The 19,647-nt window shown below is 35.6% G+C and carries 12 protein-coding genes; 1 reads left to right on the top strand and 11 read right to left on the bottom strand.

Annotated elements, in window-relative coordinates:
- Positions 1–24: 24 nt before the first annotated feature.
- From K6119_RS00060 to K6119_RS00035, 6 genes are all read right to left on the bottom strand, one after another.
- The gene (locus K6119_RS00060; protein ID WP_221834602.1) at positions 25–3,387 is read right to left on the bottom strand and encodes a PKD domain-containing protein; all 3,363 of its coding nucleotides are present in this window, start codon (positions 3,385–3,387) and stop codon (positions 25–27) included.
- A gap of 113 nt (positions 3,388–3,500) precedes the next feature.
- Complete coding sequence (locus K6119_RS00055; protein ID WP_221834603.1) at positions 3,501–4,991, bottom strand: PP2C family protein-serine/threonine phosphatase; 1,491 nt, start codon at positions 4,989–4,991, stop codon at positions 3,501–3,503.
- 196 nt (positions 4,992–5,187) lie between these two features.
- A complete protein-coding gene (locus K6119_RS00050) occupies positions 5,188–7,140 on the bottom strand; it encodes a tetratricopeptide repeat protein (RefSeq protein WP_221834604.1) in 1,953 nt (650 codons plus the stop codon).
- On the bottom strand, positions 7,140–9,125 hold the full coding sequence (locus K6119_RS00045) for a SpoIIE family protein phosphatase (RefSeq protein WP_221834605.1): 1,986 nt from the start codon (positions 9,123–9,125) through the stop codon (positions 7,140–7,142). The genes K6119_RS00050 and K6119_RS00045 overlap by 1 nt, the downstream gene beginning before the upstream one ends.
- A 285-nt stretch (positions 9,126–9,410) precedes the next feature.
- Entirely contained in the window at positions 9,411–11,558 is a 2,148-nt protein-coding gene (locus tag K6119_RS00040; RefSeq protein WP_221834606.1) for a SpoIIE family protein phosphatase, read from the bottom strand.
- 39 nt (positions 11,559–11,597) lie between these two features.
- Positions 11,598–14,978 carry a methylmalonyl-CoA mutase family protein gene (locus tag K6119_RS00035; RefSeq protein WP_221834607.1) on the bottom strand — a complete coding sequence of 1,127 codons (3,381 nt, stop codon included), beginning with the start codon at positions 14,976–14,978 and terminating at the stop codon, positions 11,598–11,600.
- Between the two features lie 94 nt (positions 14,979–15,072).
- Between K6119_RS00035 and K6119_RS00030 the strand changes: the two genes are divergently transcribed.
- Positions 15,073–15,402 (top strand): hypothetical protein, encoded by a 330-nt coding sequence (locus K6119_RS00030; RefSeq protein WP_221834608.1) that lies wholly within the window; start codon positions 15,073–15,075, stop codon positions 15,400–15,402.
- Here K6119_RS00030 and K6119_RS00025 read toward each other — a convergent pair.
- From K6119_RS00025 to dnaA, 5 genes are read right to left on the bottom strand one after another with little or no spacing between them, the layout of a single operon-like run.
- Positions 15,399–15,857: a DinB family protein gene (locus K6119_RS00025; protein WP_221834609.1), complete on the bottom strand. Its 459-nt coding sequence runs from the start codon at positions 15,855–15,857 to the stop codon at positions 15,399–15,401. The two genes, K6119_RS00030 and K6119_RS00025, sit on opposite strands and share 4 nt — an antisense overlap.
- Before the next feature lie 4 nt (positions 15,858–15,861).
- On the bottom strand, positions 15,862–16,890 hold the full coding sequence (locus K6119_RS00020; RefSeq protein ID WP_221834610.1) for a hypothetical protein: 1,029 nt from the start codon (positions 16,888–16,890) through the stop codon (positions 15,862–15,864).
- Positions 16,887–17,594, bottom strand: coding sequence for an SAM-dependent methyltransferase (locus tag K6119_RS00015; protein WP_221834611.1), 708 nt, complete (start codon positions 17,592–17,594; stop codon positions 16,887–16,889). The genes K6119_RS00020 and K6119_RS00015 overlap by 4 nt, the downstream gene beginning before the upstream one ends.
- Positions 17,581–18,045 (bottom strand): low molecular weight protein-tyrosine-phosphatase, encoded by a 465-nt coding sequence (locus tag K6119_RS00010; RefSeq protein WP_221834612.1) that lies wholly within the window; start codon positions 18,043–18,045, stop codon positions 17,581–17,583. The genes K6119_RS00015 and K6119_RS00010 overlap by 14 nt, the downstream gene beginning before the upstream one ends.
- A 43-nt stretch (positions 18,046–18,088) precedes the next feature.
- A complete protein-coding gene (gene dnaA, locus K6119_RS00005) occupies positions 18,089–19,528 on the bottom strand; it encodes a chromosomal replication initiator protein DnaA (protein ID WP_221834613.1) in 1,440 nt (479 codons plus the stop codon).
- Positions 19,529–19,647: the final 119 nt, after the last annotated feature.

Here is a 19,647-nt window from a genome sequence, read left to right as displayed (position 1 = left end):
GTGGCTTTTTTTACATCATCAATTTTATTTCTGTCGTATCAGGTGAATATTACCTTGCCCTTCATACTCTGTACCATTAGTAGCTACCGCCTGGTACTTATAAAAGTAAACTCCATCTTGGCATGGGCTTCCGTTTTTATCACTTCCATCCCACCCTTGCGTAATGTCTGTAAATTCAAATACTGTAATTCCCCAACGATTTACTATTACCGCTTCAAACTCAGCTATTCCTACATAAGGAAAATAGAACACATCATTTGATCCGTCTGTCCCAGGAGTGAATACATTTGGCAGAACCAATTCAGGTTTATCAAATACCAGAATTTCCTTGCATGCTGTATCTGAACATCCATTTTTATTCAAGGCTACCAAACAAACATTGTAGGTTCCTGAATCAATGTAAGATCTATCAAATTCTTCAAAGAAATCTGTACTTAATAACCAACCTTCACCTAAATCAAAATTCCAAAAGAATGTTGTATCCGCTTGTGGATTATTAGGATTGGCAAAATATTGAGATTGATTTGTAAAATGCACATCCACAACAGAGGTTCCCTCCCATTGTGCTGTAAACTGAGGAGAACTCATATCAAAATCTGCAATAGGGCTTAATGAGTCAAGTGTAATAAATTCTTGTAATACACATCCATTTCCATCAATCACTGTGATTTTATAAACAGCAGGATTCAATCCACCCCAGGTTGTATTATTTGTAGTTTGCAGGGTATATACATTTTCCCAGGTATAATCATAATCAGGTGTTCCTCCGGTAGCTGCCGCATAAACAACTCCATTTCCGTTTTGATAATCAAAAACTCGGCAGTATGCAGGATCAGAACCTAATTGAGAAAACACCAATGCCGGTGGTTCAGAAATTGTAAAATCCATTTGAAGTGAACATCCGTTACCATCATTGATTTGCAAATTATAAGTTCCTGCTCCAACTCCAGATAATGTATCTGCACCTTGTCCATTTCCACTTGGAGGCGCCGGATTCCAGAAATAAGCAATACTATTATAAGATCCCTGATAGTTCAAAACCGTATCAGCAATTGCCATTCCACTTAAATCACCGTTACATGCCACGTCCAAAACATTTAAATCCACTACCATTTCATCCGGTTCTCCAATGTAAACTGAATCATCAAACACGCAGATATCGTCATTGATATTGATATAATACCAACCTTCACTCAAATTGTTTGCGGTATTAGAATTACCTGCGTTTACTTGTGTTCCTGAAGAATTAGTAAGAAGGAAAGTAATATTTCCTATACCTCCTGAAACGTTAACAGTGAAAGATCCATCATTAAAACCATAACAAGTTGGTTCATTGGTAAAAGCCAACATTGCGCAAGAGGTATCTACCAATATCTGAGAACATTCTGTAGAATCACATGGTCCGACAGTAACGGTGTAGCAAACCTCCCACAAACCTGGCCCAGCAACAGCCGGATCAAAAACACCTCCTGCAGTGATACATCCAGGACATCCTGTAGCTGTCCAAGTTCCACCTGCCGGACTTGCTGTAATATTTTGAGGACCATCTGGTGGAGCAAACGGACCTGCCGGATCTATTGTAATATCAATAGGAGCCGGTTCATCTACAACAAAAGTCTCTGCATCATTACAACCATTTGCATCTGTAACAGTTACCGTATAGGTACCACCATCCAATCCTGTTAAATCCTCTGTGGTTCCAACATTTGGAGACCATGAATAAGAATAGTTGGGTGATCCACCTGTGGTAGAAGTATTAATTGCTCCATCTCCGTATTGATAACAAGACACATCTGTAAATGTTCCACTAATATCTGGTGAATCAAATATTACCAAAGTATCTGCAATGGTATCTGTGAAACAAGCATATTCAACTATTAAAGAAACAACATATGTTCCAGCATTTGCATAAACATGAATAGGATCTTGCAATGAAGATGAATCTCCGTCACCAAAATCCCAATCATAAGTCACAACATCTCCACCTGAAGTAAATGGAAAAAATTGAATGGAATCCAAATCACATTGTGCTTGTTGACTCGTATTTATATTGGTAATTGATAAACTATCATCTACAGCATTAACTCGCACACCTGCCGCATAAAAATAAGATTCAGGATTTCCCATTCCGTATGCATAAGCAAGGAAACCGCAACCTGAAGTAGTTAAAGTATGAGATCCAGATCCTGTTGCAAACAACTTATAAGAATAAGTATTGTCATAAGTTAAAGGCATCCAATCAGTAATAGGTGCTGTATTAAATTCCATCAAAGTGGTGTCATCTGATCTGGTAATAACATTGACATAGTTTACCAAACTAGAACCTCCGGTAGCTGCATAAAAGGTAACGGTATCCAAATACATTTGCTCGTTGGAGTTAATTACAATCATTGAAGGGTCTCCATTTCCACTACAAACACCTGTTGTCATAGTTTGAGTCACTGCTACAGGATGATTTGATTCAATCATGATTGCTTCATCAATATTTGAGAAGTTACCATCATATACATCACCGCTATTTAAAACTCCACCTGTAGGAACACCATCAACCGTAAAAGTTGTTCCATTGTCTTTTGCAATTACTCTATAAGCATTATCATCTTGCTCCAATGAAATGGTAAGAATATGTTCAACACCCCAAGCTTTTATCGGATAAGCCTGTTCATATAAAGGATCTGCATTTAAATTTCCACAATTTGATAAATACGCCCAAATATGACCGTTGAAAACGGCAAATTTATCTGTTCCATTATCTGCTGTTACAGTAGTACCTGTAAGATCCAAAGCTGATCCCGATTGTGCCTGAACCATATAAACATCATTTGGATCTAAATGAACAGACATTGGTGTACCAGCACCTACTCCACCTTCAGTTGTACACGAAGGAACTATGGTAATATCACAAGATTGATCACCTGCAACTACAATAAACTCAGATTGATACCACACACCACTTTTCAGCATATTTGGATAAGTTGTTACCATATAGCTTGATCCTAGTGCAGATACCGGCAAGCATACTGAAGCTTCTGATCTGGCACTGTGAAAGGTTGAAGCATAAACTGTAACAGGATTATTTGATGAAATGTGAATCGCTCTTTCTAATACTGTTTCGTCTATAGTTATATCTGCAGCACCAGAAGGGACAGTAACAGTTGTTACTACACCTGGAACAACATTAAAATTTTGACTAAAACCGGTTCCAGTAATTTCTACTGTACCTGTTGCATTTTGTCTACTGGAAATATTTATTTCAAATACAGCAGCACTGTTATCATAAACTTCTGGAAATGCAACGTAGAAATTAGTGCCTTCATTGGTTAATTGCTGGGCATTTGATGAAACATAAAAATTCATGAACATCAATAAGAATAATACTCTTTTCATAGTAGATAGGGGCGTATAATTAGCAAGTCTTTTATAAGACTTTGTTAATATACAATTAGTTGCATCAAAACAAGCCGCAAAAAATGTTGATTTTTTAACCCAAGGAAATATAGTTAGAAACGAACCCCTATCAGGCAAACGTCATCCACTTGTTCAAAGTCACCTTTCCATTTTTCAAAACCTATGTCAAGATTTCTGATTTGACTGGACATTTCTTCATTAGAGGCATCCAAAATCATTTGTTTGAAAGATTTGTACTTCAATTTTTTTCCTTTATCGCCTCCAAACTGATCCGCATATCCATCACTAAATAGATAAACCTGGTCACCCTTTTGAAGTTGAATTGAATGAGTTGTAAAAGGAGTAGCATGGTCAAATTGACCTACGGGTTGTTTATCAGGATTGAGTGTATCAAGTTCTTTACTGCCATTTTTGAGTACATAAACAGCATTGTTTGCTCCTGAATACTCCATTTCACCTGTTTTTATATTGAACTTGCAAAGAGAAACATCCATTCCATCTTTTATACCATCAGGCGAAGAACTGAATTTCTCAACTACTCTTTTTCTTACCTGATCTAAAACTTCACCAGTAGAGTTGAGATTTTTTTCGTGCAAGGCATATGACAAAGCATTTGAACAAATAACAGAAACCATAGCGCCGGGAACCCCATGTCCAGTACAATCAGCAGCTGCAACATAAACGTCGTCGCCAACTTTATCTAAAAAGAAAAAATCTCCAGCAACTATGTCTTTGGGTTTATACAAAATATCTATATCTCCAAAGTATGGCTTGAACTGATCAATATTTGGCAATATGGTATTTTGAATTTTTAAAGCATAATTAATACTATCTGTGATGTCTTTGTTTTTCTCTTCGATAATTTCTGCTTGGATTCGAACCTTTTGTTTTTGTCTTTCATCCTCTTTCAACACCTTTCTGGTATACGGAATCATTATCAATGCTAATAATATAATTGCACCCAATGCAATTAAACTCTCTTGTGCGTACTTAGAGCGAACCATATCAATGAACTCATTAAATCTCACATCTGCCTGAAGTATTGCAACCGTCTCTCCTTTACCATTTTTGATTGGATGAAAAGCCGAAATCCAAACGCCATGTTTATCCTCATAACGAGGAACAGTTCCTCCAATATCCATCTTTTCTACAAGTAAAGAGGGATAATCATGGTATTCATGTCTGAAATATGGTTCTTCTGCAGAAGTAACTCCAAATTCAAAAACATCTTTAGACTTGTTGTACACCATGGTATACATAGCAGAATTTAAATTGTTGAACTCAGAGGTTTTTGTCATTACATCCCGTATCATGTGATACGTCATGTTTTGATCATTGGAAGTAATCGCATCTTTAGTGGTATGATCCTCCATCATCCTTTGATGTTCATCACCATCAATGGCCGCGGAGGTAGCTGATACGATAGCTTTAAGCTTATCATATTGTCTTTGTTCTTGAAGATTTAATTGAGTGTAGTAACCAAATATGATAAAAAACGCCGTGATCAAAATAATACTCAAATAGAATATGAACATTATTCTGGTAGAGAGGTTAGTAAATATGCGAACTATTAGGTTACTCAAGGTGAGGGAATTTTTTCCATTAATTTAATGGAAATTAGTTTACTATCAATTTATTCTAGTAATTAATCGTAATAACGATTTAAAACTTACAAGGTTTGGTAAATGATAGAACATTTTAACATTTATTACGAATTACACTTTTACTCCAATTACCCTTCGACAGGCTCAGGATAAACTGCTTAAATAGATGTTCGAATTATATTCTCACACCTATTACACATACGTCGTCGATTTGCTCATAATCACCTTTCCATGTTTGGAACTTATCAAATAACACGGTTCTTTGATTCCACATGTTACTTTGACTGTTATTAAGCAATATCTCTTTGAAAGGTTTGTACTTTAGTTTTTTTCCTTTTTCACCTCCAAATTGATCAGCATATCCATCTGTGAACAGATAAAATACATCTCCTTTTTTACTAGATATAGAATGTGTTGTAAAAGGTTGTCGATCTGCATATTTACCAACAGGTTGTTTATCTGGCTTGATTTCTACCAATTCACCGTTCACAATATGGTACAAACCATTATTAGCTCCAGAATAGAGCACTTGGTTGTTTTCAAAATCAAATGAGCACAGGCAAATATCCATTCCGTCTTTAACTTCTTCAGTACTTTTTTCAAAAGTTTCAATTACCAAATCAGTTACTTTATCCAGAATTTTTCCCGGCTCGCGTAAGCCAAATTCACGAACTGCTCTGTTCAAAGCATTGTGACAAACCACTGACACCATTGCTCCGGGAACCCCATGTCCGGTGCAATCTGCAACTGCCAGCAAGGTTTTTCCGTCCGCATAATCCATCCAATAAAAATCACCTGCTACAATATCTTTTGGCAGGTACAAAACAAAATTCTCCTTTAAGTGAGCATCAATTGTTTCTTGTGTAGGTAAAATGGCATTTTGCAGTCTTTTTGCATAAGTAATACTGTCTAAAATCTCCTGGTTTTTCTCCTCTACAATGTGTTTTTGATTTTCAATTTCTTTTTTGGCGGCTCTAACTCTGGTGAGGATATAAACAATTAATACTATGATAGCTAACAATCCAAATAAACCAAGCAATAAGTACCTAAAATTTGCTTGTTCTAGGGCAATTTTTGCATCTTTTGCTTCGCCTTGTTTTTTAAGTAACTCATTCTCTTGTTCTTTCTTTTCAGTTTCAAACTGAGTGGTTAATTCTCTTGTAATTCGTGCATTTTTATCATCATGAAAATCCATTACCACTTCAGTGTATAGGCGGTTATAAAATAGCGCTTCTTCGTATCTACCTAAACTATCTAAAACTCTGGACAAGCCAACAAATGCATCCGCTTTATTGAAATACGAATTATTGGTATCACAATAGGCCAAAGCTTTTTTATAAGGAACAATGGCAGAGGCAGGATTATTCATCCTCCAATACATGTCACCTATTATGGTATAACAAAAAGCAATTGATTCGTAATCATGATACTTTTTATTGATTTCAATTGCTTTATCCAAAAATTCCTTTGCTTCATAATACCTGCCAATGTCTTTATAATACAAAGCTATATTTGACATTGTAGCGGCAGCTGCTTCTTCCTCACCCAATAATTCTTTAATCTCAAGTGATTTTAACCAATATTCAAGACCTATATCATATTCTGCACTCATCATGTGCACAATTCCAATATTATTCATGGCTCGCGCTACTTGAATACTGTCTTTTGCCTGTTCAGATATACTCAAAGCGAACTTATACTCTTCCATAGATTTGTCCAGCTCGCCATTAGCTCGATATAAATTTCCTAACATATTATGTGAATATGACAGGTATCTTGAATCTCCTGTTTTCTCGGAATATTCGAGCGTTTCCAAAGCAAACTCAGCACTTTTTGCAGGATCAATAAATTGATATGATAAGCCTAACTTATAAGTGACTTGTGCTTTAAGATGATCATTATCTGTTTGAAATGCATGATCATACGCTTTTTCATAATAATAAATGGCTGTATCATTGGCATATAAAAAATACTCATCACCAATATCCATAAGAACTATGGCTTTCTTGTCCGGAGCATTTTCTAATGTTAGTACCTTTTGTAAACTATCAACCTTTGCATTTTGTGCTAAAACAGAAAATGAAATAAATAAGGTGAGGTTCGATATGATTAGAGGGAGTATCTTCATTATACTTTTACTCCAATGACACAGACGTCATCTAATTGCTCAAAATCTCCTTTCCATTCATAAAAGGCCTTTTCAAGTATTTCTTTTTGGTCCTTGATATCATGTTTACACAGTTCAATCAATAACTTCTTGAATGATTTACTTTTTAATTTCTTACCATTATCACCTCCAAACTGATCAGGGAAACCATCACTTGACAGGTAAATTGTATCCCCTTTTTGAACAGTAATTTTATTGTAGGTAAACTTGGTACGGTGAGCAAATTTACCAACCGGCTGTTTATCCGCTTTAATCTCATAAAGTGATTTGCCCTCCAATTCCATACTTAATTCTAAACCTTCGTACTCTGCATTTCCTTCTCTAATTAACCAAAGTGGATTGTGAGCGCCTGCAAATTCAAGCTGCATAGTGTCCAGGGTTAATCCACATAAAGCTATATCCATTCCGTCTTTTACTTCATGGTCTGCTCTTTCAAAAGTTTCTATGACTAAATCAGTTACTTCATCAAGAATTTCTGCAGGTTGATGCATTCCAAACTCATGCACTACTCTATTTAAGGCATTGTGACAAACAACAGAAACCATTGCTCCAGGAACCCCATGCCCTGTACAATCTGCCGCAGCAAACAACACTTCATTATCAATCACATCCATCCAATAAAAGTCACCTGCTACTATGTCTTTTGGAATATATAATACAAAAGACTCCGGTAAATTTTTATTCCAAAAACTTGGCGGCGGCAGTATAGCAGTTTGAATTCTTTTTGCGTAATTGATAGAATCAAAAATCTCATTGCTCTTCTCTTCAATTTCATGCTTGGCATTTGTGATTTCCTCATTAGCACTCTCTAGCATGCTATTTTTTTGCATGATTTCCTCTTTCTGAGATTGAAGTTGATGATTTGATTTTTGCTTGTCTCTGTATTGTTTTAGGATATAAACAGTGAATATCATCACTAAAATAAAACCAATGATGATCACTTTCTCTGAATGAATTACTTCCCCAACAAAATCTGATTCAGGAACCATAACTCCCACCAATAATTGGTCATCATCACTGATATTATAATGTTGAACAGAACCCCACCAATTTTCGCCCTCTGATTTAAAATGAAAACATGAATCTTTATCATCCAGTGAATTCCACACATCAACTGTTTGATTGATTTTATCATTGTTTAATTCCTTGTAAGGCTTTAAAACATCTGCCATGATTTGCTCATTGGTCTCATATCCAGACTTACATGGCAAACCAATAACGCGTTCGTCTTCTGTTAGAATAAATACCACTCCGTTCGGAGAAATGTCAAGACTTGTAGTAAACTCTGATAAGTCTGAAAGCAAAATATCAAAAGCAACAACGACATCAATATCATCAATAGTATCCTTAAACCTGGTTGAAATAGTTATCCCAGGTTCTTTGGTTGTGAAAAATGTATATGGATCTGTCCAGTTGACGTGCATTTCATCATGCGCCATAGCATTTTCATACCAAGGACGTGTTCTGGGATCATATTGCTGATCTTTTTTAGATCGATAATGAGGTTCGTTGTTTTCAGTATCCTGCCAAAACAATTGCTCAGGCATTGAATCTTTACTTCCTTCAGTAGTTATTCTGAACATCCATGAAGTGTCAAGATCCAGAATCATAAACTCATCACCTTTACTTGTGGCCATCATTATAGAAGACAATTGCCTCTTGTTTTTCACAAGTGGTCTTAACTCTGCATTGAGTCTGTGATAATCTGTATGATCATATTTTTGAACCGCATGTTCCTGCGCTGTAATGATAATGTCTTCTCTAACAGTAGAAAAGAAATTTTCCAATTCCAAGTTTGTTCTCAATTGGGATTTAATAACCATGTCTTTACTCAAGTGATCGACAGTTTTTCTTAAATCCATCAAGATGAAAACGAAGATTCCAATAATACCTACTAGCAAAAGGTAAATACTGTTTTTCCAGATTATGCTTCCAAATTTCTTCAAAGGGTCAACTTTATGGTCAAATAAATGTAACTAAATTGAGGAATTACAACACATTTTTTAGCTAGAATTGAATACAATTACCTGATAACTAGCAGATAATTTATCAAACTTTCACTTCAATCACACAGATATCGTCGATTTAGCGGGCCGTACTTGTTCATTTTCAATGGCGCCCGTGAATCTCCTCTGTCAAATTAGACTTTTACTCCAATTACACAGATATCGTCGATTTAGCGGGCCGTTCTTGTTTATTTTCAATAGCGCCCGTGAATCTCCTCTGTCAAATTAGACTTTTACTCCAATCACACAGATATCGTCGATTTGATCGAAGTCTTTCATCCAATCATCCATAAACTTTTTAAGATTATCTCCCTGAGATGGCATAGGTTGATTAAAGTGATCCAATATCAACTGTTTGAAGTTGCGGTACTTTAGTTTTTTACCTTTTGTGCCTCCAAATTGGTCAGCAAATCCATCAGTAAACAGATAAAACCTATCGTCTTCAAAGATTTGAATTTCAATTTGTCTAAAATCAGACATTCCTTCATAAAGCCCTACAGGTTGTTTATCTGCTTTCAATTCAATTAAAGAAAACTCTTCACCTTCTACAGTTGCAACCTGCGCCAGTTGCTCAACCGGAATATGCTTGTTGTTTCTAACAATCCACAAAGGATTGTTTGCCCCGGCGTAGTAGACCTTTTTGTTTTTATGATCAAATGCACAAAGATTAATGTCCATACCATCTTTTACATTTTCCCCACTCTTTTGAAAAGTTTCAATGATCAATTCTCTGGTTTTATTTAAAATATCTGCGGGATCATGTAAGTTGAATTCTTTTACAGACCTGTTTAATGCATTGAAACAAACTACAGACACCATAGCACCAGGAACTCCGTGACCCGTACAATCTGCAGCTGCTAAAAACACTAGGTTATTTGATTTCTCAAACCAATAAAAGTCACCACTCACAACGTCCTTAGGTTCATAATAAACAAAACTGTCATCAAATGCTGAATTTATTGACTTTAATGGTGGTAAAATTGCCTCTTGAAGACGTTTAGCATAGTTGATTGAAGCGGTAATCTCTGTATTTTTTTCCTCCACAATTTCCTTCTGCCTTTCAATCATAAAGTTCTTTTCACTCAATTGCTGGTTGGTTTTTTTCTTAACCCTAAAAGCTCGTAATAAAAAGACCATAAACACAATCAAAATCACCATTCCGAAAGAAGAAATTACAATAATGGTTTTTTGCCTACTCACCTCTCTCTCATTGGATAACTTTTGTTCGTGAAGGGTTTTCTCAAAATTCAAACTATCCTGCATTGACTGCATTTGATACTCATGTCTTAATTCTGCATTTTTGAAATCAACCAATTCATTGTTCTGTTTTATTTTTTGGTAAAGGTCCACATATCTCAGTAAGGATGCGTATGCCTCTCGATATTCACCAACACTAGCTCTATACTTCGCTTCATCTTCAAAAAATCCATATTGTGAATTGGCCAAATCATATTCTTCTATCAAATAGTGACCTCTATTTACCATATTTTCCAAGGAATCCTTAGAAAAACCAAAATCTCCTGCAACCAAATATCCAAGAACTGTTAATTCAGATTTTTTATCTTGAAATTCTGCAGCCACTTGATAAGCCTCAGTCAGTAAATCTAAATTAGGTTTACCGTCTGCCTCGCTAAACCTATAAAGCGTTAATAATGATGATATCAGACCATTTGAAAAGAAATGTCTTTTAAAAATACCGTGTGCCAAATTGGTATAATACAATGCACTGTCTTTGATTCCTAATGATTCGTAAGTAGTCCCAATACTTATAAATGAAATCCCCATACCTACTGAATCATCTCCTTTTTCTAATTCATATTCCAATGCTTTGTATTCATAATCAAGCGATTTTGTATACTGATCCAGAATTTTGTAAATACTTGATATATTACTCCAGGCATAAGCCCTACCTCTAATAGCCATTTCTCTGGTATCCTCATCAGCAGACATCATCAAAATGGCCTCATTAGTTTCTAGTGATTTTAGCTGATAATCAAGTGAGTTTTTTAAATCGCCTACATCTAAAAATGCATTACCCAGGTTCCCGTAAACATCTGCCACTTTTTGATATGCATTGGCCGATTTGAAATACTCTAAAGAACTAAAGAAAAAAGATTTACTGGTGTCGTAGGCTGAGATATCTTGATAGTACCAACCTTTGTGCAGATCAATTAAACCATGTGTGAAATCATCTTTGACATTTTCACCTTGAATAGTAGCAGAATCAAGATACATTAAGGCACTATCCCAATCCATGTACTCATAATAGCTAAACTGACCTAAGTAGTACTCCACCTTTTCATCAGCCTTTTGAGCAATGGAGAAATGAAAAGAGAATATCAGAAAAGGCAGAATTAATCCGCTTTTTCGCACATATCCCCTTATTTCCCTAAATGTTTTGATAGCAGGAATTTACATATTCCTTCTGTATTGACCACCAACTTCGAATAAAGAATTTGTAATCTGCCCAAGTGAGCATGATTTAGCTGCTTCCATTAATTCTTCAAATATATTTTGATTTTGGATAGCTGCTTTTTGAACTTTATTCAAGGCTTCAGTAGCTTTTTCTTCTTTAGCCTTATGAAGATTACCTAACATTTCAATCTGGTATTTCTTCTCAGACTCTTCAGCTCTAATTACCTCAGCCGGCACTATTGTTGGCGACCCTTTAGAACTTAAGAAGGTGTTAACCCCAATAATAGGGAACTCTCCGTTGTGCTTTAAAGTTTCGTAATACAGTGATTCTTCCTGAATTTTTGATCTCTGATACATAGTTTCCATTGCACCAAGAACTCCACCTCTTTCAGTAATTCTATCAAACTCCATCAATACAGCTTCTTCTACTAGATCAGTTAACTCTTCAATAATAAATGCTCCTTGAATTGGATTTTCGTTCTTGGCTAATCCTAACTCGCGATTAATGATTAACTGAATTGCCATTGCACGTCTTACCGACTCTTCAGTTGGCGTTGTAATCGCTTCATCATATGCATTTGTATGCAATGAATTACAGTTATCATAGATTGCATAAAGTGCCTGTAATGTAGTACGGATATCATTAAAGTCAATTTCTTGTGCATGCAATGATCTACCCGAAGTCTGAATGTGATATTTCAACATTTGAGCTCTTGCATTTGCTCCGTATTTTTTAGCCAACGCTTTTGACCAAATTCTTCTTGCCACACGACCAATCACAGCATATTCAGGATCGATTCCATTTGAGAAAAAGAATGATAAGTTAGGTCCAAAAGCATTGATATCCATACCTCTTGAAAGGTAATACTCTACATATGTGAATCCATTAGCTAAAGTAAATGCCAATTGAGAAATTGGATTTGCTCCTGCTTCTGCTATATGATATCCTGAGATTGAAACTGAATAGAAATTTCTTACACCATGATCAATAAAGTATTCCTGAACATCACCCATTAATCTCAGCGCAAATTCAGTAGAGAAAATACAAGTGTTTTGTGCTTGATCTTCTTTTAGAATATCTGCTTGTACAGTTCCTCTAACTTTGGTTAAGGTATCCGCTTTTATTTTAGCATAAACATCTGATGGCAAAACTTGATCACCAGTTATTCCTAATAACATCAATCCAAGTCCGTCATTACCTTCAGGAAGATCTCCTTGATAAGCTGGTCTGGCAATACCTTTATCGTCATAAAGCTCCTTTAGCTTTTTATCAACATCAGCTTCCAGACTATTTTCTTTAATATAAAGCTCACATTCCTGATCAATTGCAGCATTCATAAAAAATCCCAGCAACATTGGCGCCGGACCATTAATAGTCATTGACACAGATGTTTTAGGGTCAGATAATCTAAATCCTGAATAAAGCTTTTTAGCATCATCTAAGCAACAAATAGATACTCCTGAGTTTCCAATTTTACCATAAATATCTGGTCTTAAGTCAGGATCATTACCATACAAAGTAACTGAGTCAAAAGCTGTTGACAATCTCTTTGCCGGCATTCCTAGACTCACATAGTGAAATCTTCTATTTGTTCTTTCTGGTCCACCTTCACCTGCAAACATTCTTGTAGGATCCTCCCCTTCTCTTTTGAACGGGAACAAGCCAGCTGTATACGGGAATTCACCCGGAACATTTTCTTGTAAAGACCATCTCAACAAATCACCCCAACCTTTATATTTTGGCAAGGCAACTTTAGGGATTTGCAAATGAGAAAGCGACTCAGTATGGGTTTGAATTGAGATTTCTTTATCCCTTACTTTGAATGAATAAACCGGATCTTTGTACTTCTGTACTTTTTGATCCCACTCTTCAATCAGCACCCAATTTTTAGGATCTAACTCCAACTTTGTTTGTTCAAAAGTCTCTTGTAATCCTTTAATCAAGCGATCTTTATCATCAATGCTTGAAGCTTTTAAAGTTTCTATTGACTTTTGTAAACCATATAATTTGTCTGCTACTTCTACTTGTTCATCTACCCATTTATCATATGACCTGTTATTTTCTGATATTTCAGATAAATATCTGGTTCTTGCAGGAGGAATCACAAATATCTTTTCAGACATTTCTTTTGTGATTTCAAAAGTCGAATTCAAGTCTGCACCTGTTTTCTGAACAATTTCATCCATGATCGCCTTGTAAAGCGTATTCATTCCCGGATCATTGAACTGAGAAGCAATTGTACCAAACACAGGAACTTCATCATCAGAAGCGTCCCACATTTCATGATTTCTTTTGTATTGTTTTTTGACGTCACGGATAGCATCTAATGCACCTCTTTTATCAAACTTGTTTAAAGCCACTAAATCAGCAAAATCCAGCATATCAATCTTCTCTAATTGAGTTGCTGCACCAAATTCAGGGGTCATCACATATAAAGAAACATCAGAGTGATCCAGGATTTCTGTATCAGACTGTCCAATACCTGAAGTTTCTAGTATAATTAAATCATATTCTGCCGCCTTTAAAATTTCAAGTGCTTCATTAACATGTTTAGACAAAGCCAAATTGGACTGTCTTGTAGCCAATGAACGCATGTATACTCGCTTATTCTTGATAGAATTCATACGGATTCTATCTCCTAATAAAGCTCCTCCTGTTTTTCTTTTAGAAGGATCAACTGAAACAATTGCAATGTTTTTCTCTGGAAAATCAATCAGGAATCTTCTTACTAATTCATCTACTAAAGATGACTTACCTGCTCCACCAGTCCCTGTGATCCCTAATATTGGCGTATCAACTTTAGCAGCAATTTCATGTACTTTCTCTAATTCACCTTTACTCTCATCCGGAAAATTTTCTGCAGCAGAAATCAATTTAGCAATTTCAACAGGATTCTTTTCTTTAAGATGACTTACCTCTCCATTAAGATTATCTCCGGTTGGAAAATCTGATTGCTCAACCAAATCATTTATCATTCCTTGTAATCCCATAGCTCTACCATCATCAGGATGATAAATTCTTGTGATACCGTAAGCATGTAATTCCTTAATTTCCTCAGGTAAAATGGTTCCGCCACCACCAGCAAAAATCTTGATATGATCTGCACCTTTTTCCTTTAACAAATCATACATGTATTTCAAATACTCTGTATGACCTCCCTGGTAAGAAGTCATTGCAATTGCTTGTGCATCCTCTTGAATAGCACAATCAACAACCTCTTCAACAGATCTGTCATGTCCAAGATGAATTACTTCACATCCCGTAGACTGAATAATTCTACGCATGATATTGATTGCTGCATCATGCCCATCAAACAATGAGGCTGCAGTTACAACTCTTACTTTATGCTTTGGTTTATACGGTTCGATTTTTTCCATGAATGATTGCAGATTTAATCAGGGCAAATATAGTCATTTTACCTCCTTTTTGGAACGAATTTTGCTACTGAAGTATCAACAAATGATCGCAATTATGAAAACAAAAGCCCTATTTCCACTCACTTTAATATTGTTCACACTGTTAATGGGAAGTTGTACCAAAACAGTTGACCCCGTTTGGATGGTATATCAAGAAGAAAACTGCAGACCACCCTGGGTAGCAAAAACAGACAATAAAACAAGGAAAAATCTTGAAGCTCTTCTCAAAGGAGATGGCATTATTCCATTAAAAATCAAGATAAAAGGAGATAGAGATAACAATTGCCAGGATTGTTTTTGTTTAACAGGTAAAAGTTATCATGTTCAGGTAGATGAATCTCAAATGGGGTATATGTTCTATTATGGATTTTCAGTTGAAAACTAAACCAAATGCTTTAATGCCATGATATAGCCAATGTGCATTGATTGATGCCAACTACTAAATTTTACGGCTTTCTCTAAAGAATCAACTATATAACCATATGGTGTTTCGTATGGATAACTTTGCCCAAAAAAACCTTCAGTATTCAAATCTTTTGGCAATTCTTCTATTTGAATTTTTAATAGTTGATATATAAAATCTCGTTCCTCCTGATCAATTGGTCCATCAGGTTTTCCACCTCTACTATATTTCTTAATAAATTCTTTAGGCAAGCCTACTTTACCAGAATTCAAAGCATAGATCAAACCTTTATGCGTTACTGCCATATGACCTAGGTGCCAGGCAATATTACCCGTAAAACCTTCAGGAATTATATTGAGTTGATCCAAAGTCAAATCACTGGTAATGTCGATAATAAAATTTCTTCCATACTGAAATATCTCTATGTCTTTATCCATCATTTTATTTTTCTTCTTTTATTAAATCTCCACCAATATCAAGATAATAATAAGTGTCTTTTGAGATTAGCTTTTGTACTCCATCTTCATAATCAAACTTACCCGGCTTACAAAACAATTTATCTCCTTCTATGCGATAGTTTTTATTGTTATCTAACCATTCAAAAACGGCAGCAACCGACTCTGACATCAACTTATTACCTCCTCTATCTATTCCGTACATTGTTAATGTTGACACATCTCCATCTTGATCCATGTGAATAAACATGAAAAAGTCGTTGTAATCAATAAAATCTACTTTACTATAATCTGAAAAGGACTCGCCATGAAATGACAATACACTCTTTATCAACTCATCAGTAATTTCTTCCCCTGTTAAACCTGCCTCAGGGATTAGAGCCGACAATTGCTCTTCATCAAATCCTGTATCACAACCCACTTCATCTACAAACTGTGGCTGCTTACCTTTTGCCTCACCTCTATAAAGTCTAATCCCGGTTATTTCTTCTCCGGTCATGATTCCCCAAATAATCGAAGTAGAAAATTCATTTCTGTCCAGTACTATTACTTCACCCGGCCAATTTTCCATGTCCTTATGATATTCACCTGAAATTACTTTTCCTTTCTCATCTGTATAGATATCAAGACAGTTCATTGTAAAATGCTCTTTGGTGTCAAAGTTGATTTTTTGAATAGCATAGTAAAAATCAACAGACATACCCATTCTATCAGACATGGTCATATCTAAATCCCATTGAACATCTTTATGTATTGCCTTGTTAAAATTGACTCCGTAAAATTCATCACAGCCCTGTACTTTATACCAGGCATTTTGAACAGAGACAGCTAAATTCCATTGTCCAGCAAACATTTCAATATAACTCTCCGGTAAAGTCTCAGACGAATCATTTTCTATAAATCCAGGATTTGCTGTTGAAGTTGGTTGTGGTTGTTCTTCTTGCATTTCTCCTGCAGAATTTCCGCAACCAAAAAGTAAAATAGTAACTAATGAATTGAATAACAATTGTTTCATCTTCCTAAGATAAAGACACAAGGCGTTTTATCAAACTTGAATCCTTGTTTTTTCCATTCAGCTATTGATTTGGTATATATCTTTTCTCCACTTCCACTTACATCATAGGCAATGCAGAGTTTTAATCCTGATGAAAGTTGCTTTGTAAAATCTTCAAAGATGTTATTATTCCTATAAGGTGTCTCAATAAAGATTTGACTATATCCGGTTTTCTGAACCAAATCTCCATAGAATTTAATTTGTTTGGATCTATCAGGATCCTTTACAGGAAGATATCCATTAAATGAAAAACCCTGACCATTTAATCCGCTTGCAGCTAATGCCATTAAAAGTGAAGAAGGTCCAACTAATGGAACTACCTCTACTCCCATTTCTTGAGCTTTTGCCACTACCTTATTGCCGGGGTCAGCTATTGCCGGATACCCAGACTCGGACATCAAACCCACATCTTGACCCTCTTTAAATGCTGCTATAACTTCAGGATGAAAACTGTAATTATCATGTTTATCCTGCTCGTAAAACTTTGAATCGTCAATTGGAAAATCACGATCCATTTTTCTCAAAAATTGACGAGCAGTTTTTGTTCTTTCAACAACAAAAAACCTCAAATTTTTAACTACAGCTGTGTTGAAATCAGGTAAAACTCTATTTAAAGGTGATTCACTTATTTGAATTGGTATTATATAAAGCTTACCCTTTGACATATTTTTCAATTATTACATCAGTAGCTTCGTCCAATAAATCAAATACGTGCTGAAATCCTTCATCACCGCCATAATAAGGATCAGGCACAGCTTCATTTGAAGATGGATTAACTTCATTTAATATCATCTTAACCTTATCTTTTTCATCTTCAGTTTGGGCAAGAGACATGATATTATTATAGTTGGATTGATCCATGGCATAAATAATATCGAAATGGTCAAAATCTGCAGGAACAAATTGTCTGGCTCTCAGATCATCAATATCAACACCATTTTGTTTTGCTGTAGCGCGCATCCTCCTATCAGGAGCTTCACCAACATGAAACGCAGAAGTTCCTGCCGAATCCGTTGCTACATGACTAAAACCACCATCTTTTAATTTCTGTCTAAGAATACCTTCTGCAATTGGTGATCTGCAAATATTACCCAAACAAACCATTAATATCTTCATGATATAAAATTAAAAAACCCTGACGCAAAGGCCAGGGTTGAAATTAATTAACGTTTAATTTTTTTTCAAGGTCTTCGAGATAACCTCTAAATTGTTTATCTGTTTCAGCCAGATTGTTGACAGTTCTACAAGCGTGAAGCACTGTAGCGTGGTCTTTTCCTCCACATTGTGCCCCAATACTTGCCAAAGACCATTTGGTCATCTTTTTAGCAAAGTACATTGCAATTTGTCTTGCTTGTACAACCTCTCTTTTTCTGGTTTTAGATTTCAACAATTCGATTGGCAAATTGAAGTAATCGCAAACAATTTTGTGAATGTAATCCATAGATACTTCTCTGGCTGTATTTTTCACAAAAGTGTCAATCATCTTCTTAGCCAACTCAATAGTAATAGATTTTTTGTTGAGTGAAGCCTGTGCAATCAAAGAAGTCAATGCTCCTTCCATTTCACGGATGTTTGTATTAATACTATAAGCTAAGTACTCAATAACATCATCTGGCAAATCAACACCATTACCATAAATTTTTCTTTGCAAGATTGCTATTCTGGTTTCTAAACCAGGAGCTTGTACGTCAGCGGACAATCCCCACTTAAAACGCGACAACAATCTTTGCTCAATTCCTTTCATTTCAACAGGCGCTTTATCCGCAGTTAAAACCAATTGCTTACCTGTTTGGTGCAAGTGATTAAATATGTGGAAAAATGCATCTTGAGTTTTCTCTTTTCCTGCGAAAAACTGTACATCATCAATAATCAAAACATCCATCAACTTATAGAAATTGATAAAATCATTTGTTGTGTTGTTTTTAATCGAATCAATGAATTGTCTTGTAAATGTCTCTGCCTGCGCATACAAAACAGTTTTATTAGGAAATTGATTTTTAATACCAATTCCAATAGCATGCGCCAAGTGTGTCTTCCCTAATCCTACACCTCCGTAAATTAACAAAGGATTAAATGCTGTTCCTCCAGGTTTGTTAGCCACAGCATAAGCTGCTGAACGTGCCAACCTGTTACAATCACCTTCGACAAAATTGTCAAATGAGTAAGTAGGATTTAAATTTGAATCAACATTTACTTTCTTAAGCCCAGGAATTACAAATGGGTTTCTTATTGGATTTTCACCAATATTCAACGGCATTGACACCGGCGTATTCGACAAGTTCTTTTTACTGGTAGTAGGTAGTTTTACAGTATAAGGAGTTTTTTTATTGTCTGCACTTCTATCCATGATGATAGAATACTCCAACTTCGCCTCCGGTCCAATCTCCTTTTTAATGACCTTTTTAAGTAAGTCAATGTAATGCTCTTCTAACCACTCGTAAAAAAAATGTGAAGGAACCTGAAGTGTCAAAACCTTATTTTTGAATCGAATTGGGGTGATCGGTTCGAACCAGGTCTTGTAGCTTTGAAGGCTAACGTTGTCCTTGATTACTTTCAGACAATCTTCCCAAATCAACTCATGGTTTTTTTTATTCTTCATTCAGGTACGGGTTAAAAAAGTTATGCGAATTTTCTGTTTCTAATAAAACTTGTTTTATCAAAAACGGGAGACAAATATTCACATAAAAAAGTTATAAAAAAAATAAAAAGAGGGTTGTT

The sequence above is a fragment of the Paracrocinitomix mangrovi genome, from assembly GCF_019740355.2.
Lineage (GTDB): Bacteria > Bacteroidota > Bacteroidia > Flavobacteriales_D > Crocinitomicaceae > Paracrocinitomix > Paracrocinitomix mangrovi.
The sequence above is the reverse complement of the archived record's forward strand: the minus strand, read 5'-3'. Positions and strand labels throughout refer to the sequence as shown.

Excerpts from the sequence above, each read along its gene's own strand:
- K6119_RS00010 (WP_221834612.1), bottom strand. The coding sequence starts at position 18,045 with ATGAAGATATTAATGGTTTGTTTGGGTAATATTTGCAGATCACCAATT.
- K6119_RS00020 (WP_221834610.1), bottom strand. The coding sequence starts at position 16,890 with ATGAAACAATTGTTATTCAATTCATTAGTTACTATTTTACTTTTTGGT.
- K6119_RS00030 (WP_221834608.1), top strand. The coding sequence starts at position 15,073 with ATGAAAACAAAAGCCCTATTTCCACTCACTTTAATATTGTTCACACTG.
- dnaA (WP_221834613.1), bottom strand. The coding sequence starts at position 19,528 with ATGAAGAATAAAAAAAACCATGAGTTGATTTGGGAAGATTGTCTGAAA.
- K6119_RS00025 (WP_221834609.1), bottom strand. The coding sequence starts at position 15,857 with ATGGATAAAGACATAGAGATATTTCAGTATGGAAGAAATTTTATTATC.
- K6119_RS00015 (WP_221834611.1), bottom strand. The coding sequence starts at position 17,594 with ATGTCAAAGGGTAAGCTTTATATAATACCAATTCAAATAAGTGAATCA.
- K6119_RS00050 (WP_221834604.1), bottom strand. The coding sequence starts at position 7,140 with ATGAAGATACTCCCTCTAATCATATCGAACCTCACCTTATTTATTTCA.
- K6119_RS00035 (WP_221834607.1), bottom strand. The coding sequence starts at position 14,978 with ATGGAAAAAATCGAACCGTATAAACCAAAGCATAAAGTAAGAGTTGTA.
- K6119_RS00060 (WP_221834602.1), bottom strand. The coding sequence starts at position 3,387 with ATGAAAAGAGTATTATTCTTATTGATGTTCATGAATTTTTATGTTTCA.